Here is a 7735-nt window from a genome sequence, read left to right as displayed (position 1 = left end):
AGAACGACCTGTGCCTCCGGCCGGACCGGAGGCACAGGTCGTTCTGACCGATGCCGTCGAGGTGCCGCTGCCGCCGCGCCGCCCATCCGAAACCCTGCTCGCCGCCATCGCCCGCCCGCCCGTCGCCGCGGCGCGGCGGCCGGCTCCGATCCTGGAAGCCTCGGCTGCCCACAGCACACCCTGACATCGCAAGCCGGCGCTCTAGCCAGTCGCCCTTTGTGCGGTTATACAGCGCGCCTCGAATCTCCGTCACTCCACGCGGTGCCATCGGCGATCCCCGATCAAGGGATGCCCTGGGCGCCCTTTTTGCCCGAGGTAGACACCCATGGCCGTTCCGAAGCGAAAGACCTCCCCCTCCCGGCGCGGCATGCGCCGCTCCGCCGACGCCCTCAAGGCCCCGACCTATGTCGAGGACAAGGATTCCGGCGAGCTGCGCCGCCCGCACCACATCGACCTGAAGACCGGCATGTATCGCGGCCGTCAGGTGCTGAAGGTGAAGTCCGCCGAGGCGTAAGCCGAAAGCGCCCTCAGGCTCGTTTTGCGGAGGCCGCGGCCCGCGCGTACAGCGCGGCCGCGGCCTTCGTGCGTTCCGGGCGAGGGGAACGCAGCGTCGGGTCGGCGCTGACGATCAACTGGGTGAGGAAACCCGCCATCGGGCGACGCCCGCGGATGCGCGGGGCAGGACCGGCGTCCGTTCCGGCCACGAGTGCGCGCGACGGGCCCGCGATTTGACCCGCATCGGCACGATTTGTCTCGGACTGGTCCATGTCGGTCGCGGCTCCGGCCCCACACCCGATCGGGTGCAAGGCCGGGACCGACGTTAACCGGATCTTAACGATCTGTCTCGCGCCACCGGGCGCGAGGGGGAGAGAAGCCGGGCGCTACTTTCGCGCCAGGGCTTCGAGGCGGGCCTGCATCTCCGCCATCTGCTTCTTCAGCTCGTCGAGGTCACCCGATCCGCCGGAAACCGGCGCGGGCGGCGTGGCCGCGGCGGAGGCCGGGCCCGGCGGCGGGGCAGGGGGGCCGAACCCGCCGGTGAACATCTTCATCGCATCGCCGAAGAAGGTCATGTTGGCCCGCACCTGTTCCTGCAGCGCCTGCTGGAAGGCGGAGGGGCCGAAGCTCTGGGCCAGCTTTTCGCGCAAGCCGTCCTGATCCTTGGCGAAGTTCGCCATGGAGAATTCGAGGAAGCTCGGCACCATGGTGCGCATGCTGTCGCCGTAGAAGCGGATCAGCTGGCGCAGGAAGGCCACCGGCAGCAGGTTGTCCTCGCCGGCCTTGTTCTCCTGCTCGAAGATGATCTGCGTCAGCACCGAGCGGGTGATGTCGTCGCCCGAACGCGCATCGTAAACGATGAAATCCTCACCGTTCTGCACCATCGTCGCCAAGTCTTCGAGCGTAACGTAGGTGGACGTGCCGGTATGGTAGAGCCGGCGATTGGCGTATTTCTTGATGACGGTTTGATGCGCCCTGCCGTTCTCGGCCATCGTTGCGACACCTCCCGCTTCGGTCTTGAGTCCGCGCAAAGCTGAATGCTCCGCCATGATCGGCTACCCGCCCGCGCGAGCTGGGCTCTGTTATGGTCGAATCCAACCTTAAGGCTTTCGCGGCGCGGCGAAAACAGCAATTTCCCCCTGTCCCCGTAGAATCCGTCCACACCGACGACAGGTCCGGCCCCGTTGCCACGAGGTTATCCGAAAGCCTGCTTGACTTCCCCGGATGCAGGCTCTTCATCCGGGGAACGGCAGGTTGCGCCCTGGACATTCTGGTCCACCAAATATCGCGCCGCCGCATGAGGAGAACGTCACGATGGCAGCCAGCGAAGATATCGTCATTGTCGGGGCGGCGCGGACGCCGGTGGGTTCGTTCGCCGGCGCCTTCGGCAGCGTGCCGGCCCATGAGCTCGGCGCCGTGGCGATCAAGGCCGCGCTGGAGCGCGCCGGCGTCTCGCCGGACGAGGTGGACGAGGTGATCTTCGGCCAAGTGCTCACCGCCGCCGCCGGGCAGAACCCGGCCCGTCAGGCCGCCATCGCCGCCGGCATCCCGGAGAAGGCGACCGCCTGGGGTCTCAACCAAGTGTGCGGCTCGGGGCTCCGCACCGTCGCGGTCGGCATGCAGCAGATCGCCAACGGCGACGCCACGATCATCGTGGCCGGCGGCCAGGAATCGATGTCGCTCGCCCCCCACGCCCAGTATCTGCGCGGCGGCCAGAAGATGGGCGACCTCAAGCTCGTCGACACCATGATCAAGGACGGCCTGTGGGATGCCTTCAACGGCTACCACATGGGCCAGACCGCCGAGAACGTCGCCCAGGCCTTCCAGCTCACCCGTGAGCAGCAGGACCAGTTCGCCACCCGCTCGCAGAACAAGGCCGAGGCCGCCCGCAAGGAGGGCCGCTTCAAGGAGGAGATCGTCCCCGTCACGGTGAAGGGCAAGAAGGGCGACACCATCGTCGACACCGACGAGTACATCCGCGACGGCGCCACCGTTGAGGCGATGGCCAAGCTGAAGCCCGCCTTCGCCAAGGATGGCACGGTGACCGCCGCCAACGCCTCCGGCCTCAATGACGGCGCCGCCGCGCTCGTCCTGATGTCGGCCTCGGAAGCCGAGCGCCGGGGCATCAAGCCGCTGGCGCGGATCGTCTCCTGGGCGACCGCCGGCGTCGATCCCAAGGTGATGGGCACCGGCCCGATCCCGGCCTCCCGCAAGGCGCTGGAGAAGGCCGGCTGGAAGCCGTCCGACCTCGACCTGATCGAGGCCAACGAAGCCTTCGCCGCCCAGGCGCTCGCCGTGAACAAGGATATGGGCTGGGACGACGAGAAGGTGAACGTCAATGGCGGCGCCATCGCCATCGGCCACCCGATCGGCGCCTCGGGCGCCCGCGTCCTCATCACCCTGCTGCACGAGCTGAAGCGCCGCGACGCCAAGAAGGGTCTCGCCACCCTGTGCATCGGCGGCGGCATGGGCGTCGCCATGTGCGTCGAGCGCGTCTGACGCCAGCGCGCCAGTCTTTCCGTGCCGGGGCGAAACCCGCCCCGACATCGGAGAAGCGGCACCGCGAGGGGAGGGCGATCCCCGGTCGCCCGACCCGTCATCTCAAGCAGAATTTGCCCAAAACGGCTTGAGGCTCCGTAAAATTTAAATGCGATGCGCGCCCGCACCCCGCCGGCTAGACAGTTTGGGATGAGGCGCGAACGGCCCTTCGGAGCAGCGGTGACAGGATCCCTGTCCTGTCCGCCGCACGCCTAGCGGGTGTTTCGCGAACCGACGTAACAAGAACCCGATACGGGAGCACGGAGGAAATCATGGCTCAGGAACGCGTCGCCCTGGTCACGGGCGGGACGCGCGGCATCGGCGCCGCGATCTCGAAGCGCCTCAAGGACAAGGGCTACAAGGTCGCCGCGAATTACGGCGGCAACGACGAGGCGGCCAACGCCTTCAAGGCCGAGACCGGCATCCCGGTGTTCAAGTTCGACGTCGGCGATCTGGCGAGCTGCGAGGCCGGCATCAAGGCCATCGAGGCGGAACTCGGCCCGATCGACATCCTGGTGAACAATGCCGGCATCACCCGCGACGGCGCGTTCCACAAGATGAGCTTCGAGAAGTGGCAGGCGGTCATCAAGACCAACCTCGACTCGATGTTCACCTGCACCCGGCCGCTGATCGAGGGCATGCGCAGCCGCAATTTCGGCCGCATCATCATCATCTCGTCGATCAACGGCCAGAAGGGTCAGGCCGGCCAGACCAACTATTCCGCGGCCAAGGCCGGCGTGATCGGCTTCGCCAAGGCGCTGGCGCAGGAGAGCGCCTCCAAGGGCATCACCGTCAACGTGGTGGCTCCCGGCTACATCGCCACCGAGATGGTGATGGCCGTGCCGGAGGACATCCGCAACAAGATCATCTCGACGATCCCGACCGGCCGCCTCGGCGAGGCCGACGAGATCGCCCACGCGGTCGAGTATCTCGCCAGCGACGAGGCCGGCTTCGTCACCGGCTCGACCCTGACCATCAACGGCGGCCAACACTTCGTCTGATCGCCTATCCTTTCACGACCATCCGAAGGCCGCCGGTCCCGCGAGGGACCGGCGGCCTTCGCCGTTTCGGGGCAGTGTGCTCGCCTCCTCGCGGAAAATGCTCTATGGCCGCCCTCCGACCCGACCGTTCTCCTCTCTCGATGAATCGCCTGTGCTGCGCCTCGCGCTGATCCTGCGGCGGAACCTGCCTCGGTTGGCGGGCCTCGCGACCATTCCGCTGATCCGGGCGGTGTTCCTGCTCGCCCGGCTGCTCGGCACCGACCGGGCGAGCGCGGCCGGCGGCCGGCTCGCGCGCTTCGTCGGTCCCTTCCTGCCCTCGCACCGGACGGCGATGGCCAACCTGCGCGCGGCCTATCCCGGTGAGGACGAGGCGCGGCTACGGGCCTTCGCCCTGGAAGCCTGGGAGAATCTCGGCCGGACCGGCGCGGAATACGCCCATCTCGACACGATCTTCGACTACGACCCCGCCAACGCGGCAACCCAGCGTATGGAGGTGCGCGGGCTGGAGCAGTTCTACGCGATCCGCGACGACGGCAAGCCGGGCCTGATCTTCTCCGCGCATCTGGCGAATTGGGAACTGCCCGCGATCTGTGCCGAGAAGTTCGGCCTGGAGACCACCGCCGTGTTCCGGCCGCCGAACAACCCGGCCGCCGCCCAGCTCGTGCAGGAAGTGCGGCGCAAGACCATGGGCGGGCTCGCCGCCTCCGGCCCCGGTTCGGTCTTCGCCATGCAGGGTGTGGTGGAGCGCGGCGGCCATCTCGGCCAGCTCATCGATCAGCACTTCACCCGCGGCGTCGTGGTGCGGTTCTTCGGCCGGCCGGTCCTGGTCAACCCGCTGCTCGGCAAGCTCGCCCGGCACTATGACTGCCCCGTCCACGGTGCCCGCGTGGTGCGGAAAGCGGGCGGCCGCTTCCTGCTCGAACTGACGCCGCCCCTCGACTTGCCGCGCGGCCCGGACGGGCTGATCGACGTTCAGGGGGCAATGCAGGCGATGACGGCGGTGGTCGAGGCATGGGTGCGCGAGCATCCCGGCCAGTGGCTATGGATGCATCGCCGCTGGCGCCCCGCCATGCTGCCGAAGGGCACAACGACAGACAGCGTCTGACCGCAAGCCCTCATGTTCCCCTGAGGAACCGTCCCGAGACTCAGCCGAAGCAATTCAGGGCGCGCTGTCCGGAAACGCCGCGCCGCTGGATCGTTTCGCCATTTGGCGCGCGATGACGGAGAACGCGCCGACGAAAAATCAATCGACCCACTCGCCCGCGCGCATCACCGGCACCGCTTCTCCCTCAGCGGTGAGGCCGTCGACATCGATCTCGGCCGAACCGATCATCCAGTCGATATGGATCAGGCTGCGGTTGGCGCCGCGCTCGGCCAGATCCACCTCGCTCAGGCCCTCGCCGCCGTTGCGGAAGCATTTGGAATAGGCCTGCCCCAGGGCGATGTGGCTGGCGGCGTTCTCGTCGTAGAGGGTGTTGTAGAACAGCAGGCCCGAGGCGGAGATCGCCGAGGAGGCGGGCACCAGAGCCACCTCGCCGAGGCGCGCGGCGCCCTCGTCGGTCTCGAGCACCCTGGCGAGCACGTCGCCGCCGGTGCGGGCCTGCGCCTCGACGATGCGCCCCTCCGAGAAGCGGACCCGGATGTCGTCGATCAGGGTGCCCTGATAGGAGAGGGGCTTGGTGCTGGAGACGGTGCCCTCCACCCGCGCCTTGTGGGGCGTGGTGAACACCTCCTCGGTCGGGATGTTGGCGTTGCAGAGGATGCCGTTCTTGGCCGTCGTGGCGCCGCCGCACCATTCGTGGTCGTCGGCCAGCCCCACGGTCAGATCGGTGCCGGGCCCCCAGAAGCGCAAAGCCGCGAAGCGGGCGCCGTTGAGCCGCTCAGTGCGGCGGCGCAGATCGCCGTTATGGTCGCTCCAGGCCGCCACAGGGTCGGCGTGATCGATACGGGAGGCGGCGAACACCGCGTCCCACAGACGGGCGAGCGCCTCATCCTCGGGCAGATCCGGGAAGACCGTGCGCGCCCAGGGCTTGGTCGCCGCCGAGACGATGGTCCAGTTGGTCGAGAACCCCGCGATCAGCTCCAGGGCGGGAACATAGGCCTGGGAGCGCGAGCGGTTGGCGCGGGCGACCTTGGCCGGATCCTGACCCGCCAGCAGGGAGGGATCGTCGCCGGAGATGGCGAGCCGCGCCGCGCCGTTGCGGTAGGCCTCGGCCATGCCGGAATAGAGCCACCCGGCGGCTTTGTCGAAGGCCTCGTCGGGGGCGTGGGCGAAGCGGGCGAGCGTGGCGGCATCGTCCGCGTAGAAGGTGGTGACCAGCGAAGCCCCGGCCTTGTAGGCATGCTCGGTGATGGCACGGGCCAGGGGCACCGCCTCCAGCGGCGCCGTCATCACCAGTTCCTGCCCCGGCCTGAGCCCGAGGCCGACCCGCACGGCGACCTCGGCAAGCCGGTCGAGGCGCTCGGCGAAGGGGAGGGCGGCCGTTCCCGGTATCTGGCTCATGGGCGTGGTTCTCCAGGCTGTCCTGTCCCCCCGCGCCCGAGCCCCGATCGGAGCGGCCCGTCAGGCCGATCCGCGGCTCAGGCCGCGCGCGACCACGTGATCTCGCCCAGATTCTCGCGGAAGGCAAAGCGCAGGAGATGATCGGACACCACATTCTCCAGTCGGGTCAGCCCGGCCGGATCGGGGGTGGCGACCTGCATCAACAGGGCGTCGGCGCTGGCCTCGAAGGTGCAGATCCGATCCTCGCCGAACGGCACCCGGCCCTTGTCGCCGATCTCTTCCACCGGGAACTTGTGGCTCCAATGGCGGCAGAGCTGCTTGAGGTAGCGACTGGCTTCAGCGGTGGGGACCCGAGCCTGTGAGGTGGGCATTGTCGTCTCCTTCAAGATCACTGGCGACGGGAACGCTCAGACCGTCTCCCGCCGAGCCCGGCGCGGCACTTCCCGGGGAAGCGGCACCGCAGCGCAGCATGGGGCAATCGATAAAAACGTCATGCGACGAAACGGTGGCGGTTCACCCTGTTTCGGTCCGTCGCAGAGGGCGATTGTCGATCCTTTCGGGTTAACGATCTCATCATCCGGCGCGCCTTTCCGATTGCGCGCAAGGCTGATTCCCGTCTCATGAGCCGGATCATGACGCTTTCTTGTGCGCCGCACAATAACGAGTTTGTGGCCGTCCGGGTTCCCCGGTGCGACCCGTCACCTCCCGGACCGGTCCGGTCGGCGCTCAGACCGGAAGGGCGGGCGGCGGGTCGTCGGAGAGGGCCACGACCTTTCCCGGATTGAGCAGATCGCGCGGGTCGAGGGCCGCCTTCAGCCGCCGCATCAGGTCGAGGCCGACCGGATCGGCGGTGCGGGCGAGTTCGTCACGCTTGATCAGGCCGATGCCGTGCTCGGCGGCGATCGAGCCGTCCATCCGCTCGACGATGGCGTGAACGATGCGGTTGAAGCGGCTCCATTGGCTGAGGAAAGCCGCCTTCTCCATGCCGACGGGCTGGGTCAGGTTGAAGTGGATGTTGCCGTCGCCGAAATGCCCGAACGGGCAGGGGCGCAGGCCCGGCATCTCGGCCTCGCAGGCGGCGCTCGCCTCGTCCAGGAAGTCGGCGAGCCGGGAGAGCGGCAGCGAGACATCGTGCTTGATCGAGCCGCCCTCCGCCTTCTGCACCTCGGGCAGCAGCTCGCGCAGGCGCCACAGGGCC

Annotated in this window: 9 protein-coding genes and 1 pseudogene; 5 read left to right on the top strand and 5 right to left on the bottom strand. The window is 68.3% G+C overall.

Translation table 11 applies throughout. The features are described from left to right. Together MZTS_RS19450 and rpmF are read left to right on the top strand one after the other, a co-directional pair. Nucleotides 1-184 (top strand): annotated as a pseudogene (locus tag MZTS_RS19450) (lytic transglycosylase domain-containing protein); the annotation flags it as partial. A gap of 141 nt (nucleotides 185-325) precedes the next feature. Beyond that, nucleotides 326-514, top strand: a complete 189-nt coding sequence (gene rpmF, locus MZTS_RS19445) for a 50S ribosomal protein L32 (protein ID WP_003601373.1) — start codon at nucleotides 326-328, stop codon at nucleotides 512-514. Between the two features lie 13 nt (nucleotides 515-527). Here the strand turns inward: rpmF and MZTS_RS19440 are convergent, their stop codons facing one another. Next, entirely contained in the window at nucleotides 528-767 is a 240-nt protein-coding gene (locus MZTS_RS19440) for a hypothetical protein (protein WP_192285083.1), read from the bottom strand. 114 nt (nucleotides 768-881) lie between these two features. Next, nucleotides 882-1487, bottom strand: a complete 606-nt coding sequence (gene phaR, locus MZTS_RS19435) for a polyhydroxyalkanoate synthesis repressor PhaR (RefSeq protein ID WP_192285082.1) — start codon at nucleotides 1485-1487, stop codon at nucleotides 882-884. Between the two features lie 322 nt (nucleotides 1488-1809). Between phaR and MZTS_RS19430 the strand changes: the two genes are divergently transcribed. From MZTS_RS19430 to MZTS_RS19420, 3 genes are all read left to right on the top strand, one after another. Further along, on the top strand, nucleotides 1810-2994 hold the full coding sequence (locus MZTS_RS19430; RefSeq protein ID WP_192285081.1) for an acetyl-CoA C-acetyltransferase: 1185 nt from the start codon (nucleotides 1810-1812) through the stop codon (nucleotides 2992-2994). A 311-nt stretch (nucleotides 2995-3305) separates the two neighbouring features. Then, nucleotides 3306-4034, top strand: coding sequence for an acetoacetyl-CoA reductase (phbB, locus tag MZTS_RS19425; RefSeq protein ID WP_192285080.1), 729 nt, complete (start codon nucleotides 3306-3308; stop codon nucleotides 4032-4034). A gap of 151 nt (nucleotides 4035-4185) precedes the next feature. Continuing rightward, the gene (locus MZTS_RS19420; protein ID WP_192285079.1) at nucleotides 4186-5139 is read left to right on the top strand and encodes a lipid A biosynthesis lauroyl acyltransferase; all 954 of its coding nucleotides are present in this window, start codon (nucleotides 4186-4188) and stop codon (nucleotides 5137-5139) included. A gap of 138 nt (nucleotides 5140-5277) precedes the next feature. Here the strand turns inward: MZTS_RS19420 and MZTS_RS19415 are convergent, their stop codons facing one another. The 3 genes from MZTS_RS19415 to MZTS_RS19405 form a co-directional block, all read right to left on the bottom strand. Beyond that, nucleotides 5278-6537, bottom strand: coding sequence for an aminopeptidase (locus tag MZTS_RS19415; protein ID WP_192285078.1), 1260 nt, complete (start codon nucleotides 6535-6537; stop codon nucleotides 5278-5280). Between the two features lie 77 nt (nucleotides 6538-6614). After that, nucleotides 6615-6908 carry a DUF2218 domain-containing protein gene (locus MZTS_RS19410; protein WP_192285077.1) on the bottom strand — a complete coding sequence of 98 codons (294 nt, stop codon included), beginning with the start codon at nucleotides 6906-6908 and terminating at the stop codon, nucleotides 6615-6617. Nucleotides 6909-7263: 355 nt separating this feature from the next. After that, nucleotides 7264-7735: FAD-linked oxidase C-terminal domain-containing protein (locus MZTS_RS19405; RefSeq protein ID WP_281397069.1), on the bottom strand; the 472-nt coding region annotated here is incomplete at its 5' end.

This window comes from Methylorubrum zatmanii, assembly GCF_014845115.1.
Lineage (GTDB): Bacteria > Pseudomonadota > Alphaproteobacteria > Rhizobiales > Beijerinckiaceae > Methylobacterium > Methylobacterium zatmanii.
Note: the sequence above shows the minus strand (reverse complement) of the source record. Positions and strands in the feature narration are given on the sequence as shown.

What these genes read in the sequence shown, in the direction of transcription:
- rpmF (WP_003601373.1), top strand. Translation starts at nt 326, where the DNA reads ATGGCCGTTCCGAAGCGAAAGACCTCCCCCTCCCGGCGCGGCATGCGC.
- MZTS_RS19440 (WP_192285083.1), bottom strand. Translation starts at nt 767, where the DNA reads ATGGACCAGTCCGAGACAAATCGTGCCGATGCGGGTCAAATCGCGGGC.
- phaR (WP_192285082.1), bottom strand. Translation starts at nt 1,487, where the DNA reads ATGGCCGAGAACGGCAGGGCGCATCAAACCGTCATCAAGAAATACGCC.
- MZTS_RS19430 (WP_192285081.1), top strand. Translation starts at nt 1,810, where the DNA reads ATGGCAGCCAGCGAAGATATCGTCATTGTCGGGGCGGCGCGGACGCCG.
- phbB (WP_192285080.1), top strand. Translation starts at nt 3,306, where the DNA reads ATGGCTCAGGAACGCGTCGCCCTGGTCACGGGCGGGACGCGCGGCATC.
- MZTS_RS19415 (WP_192285078.1), bottom strand. Translation starts at nt 6,537, where the DNA reads ATGAGCCAGATACCGGGAACGGCCGCCCTCCCCTTCGCCGAGCGCCTC.
- MZTS_RS19410 (WP_192285077.1), bottom strand. Translation starts at nt 6,908, where the DNA reads ATGCCCACCTCACAGGCTCGGGTCCCCACCGCTGAAGCCAGTCGCTAC.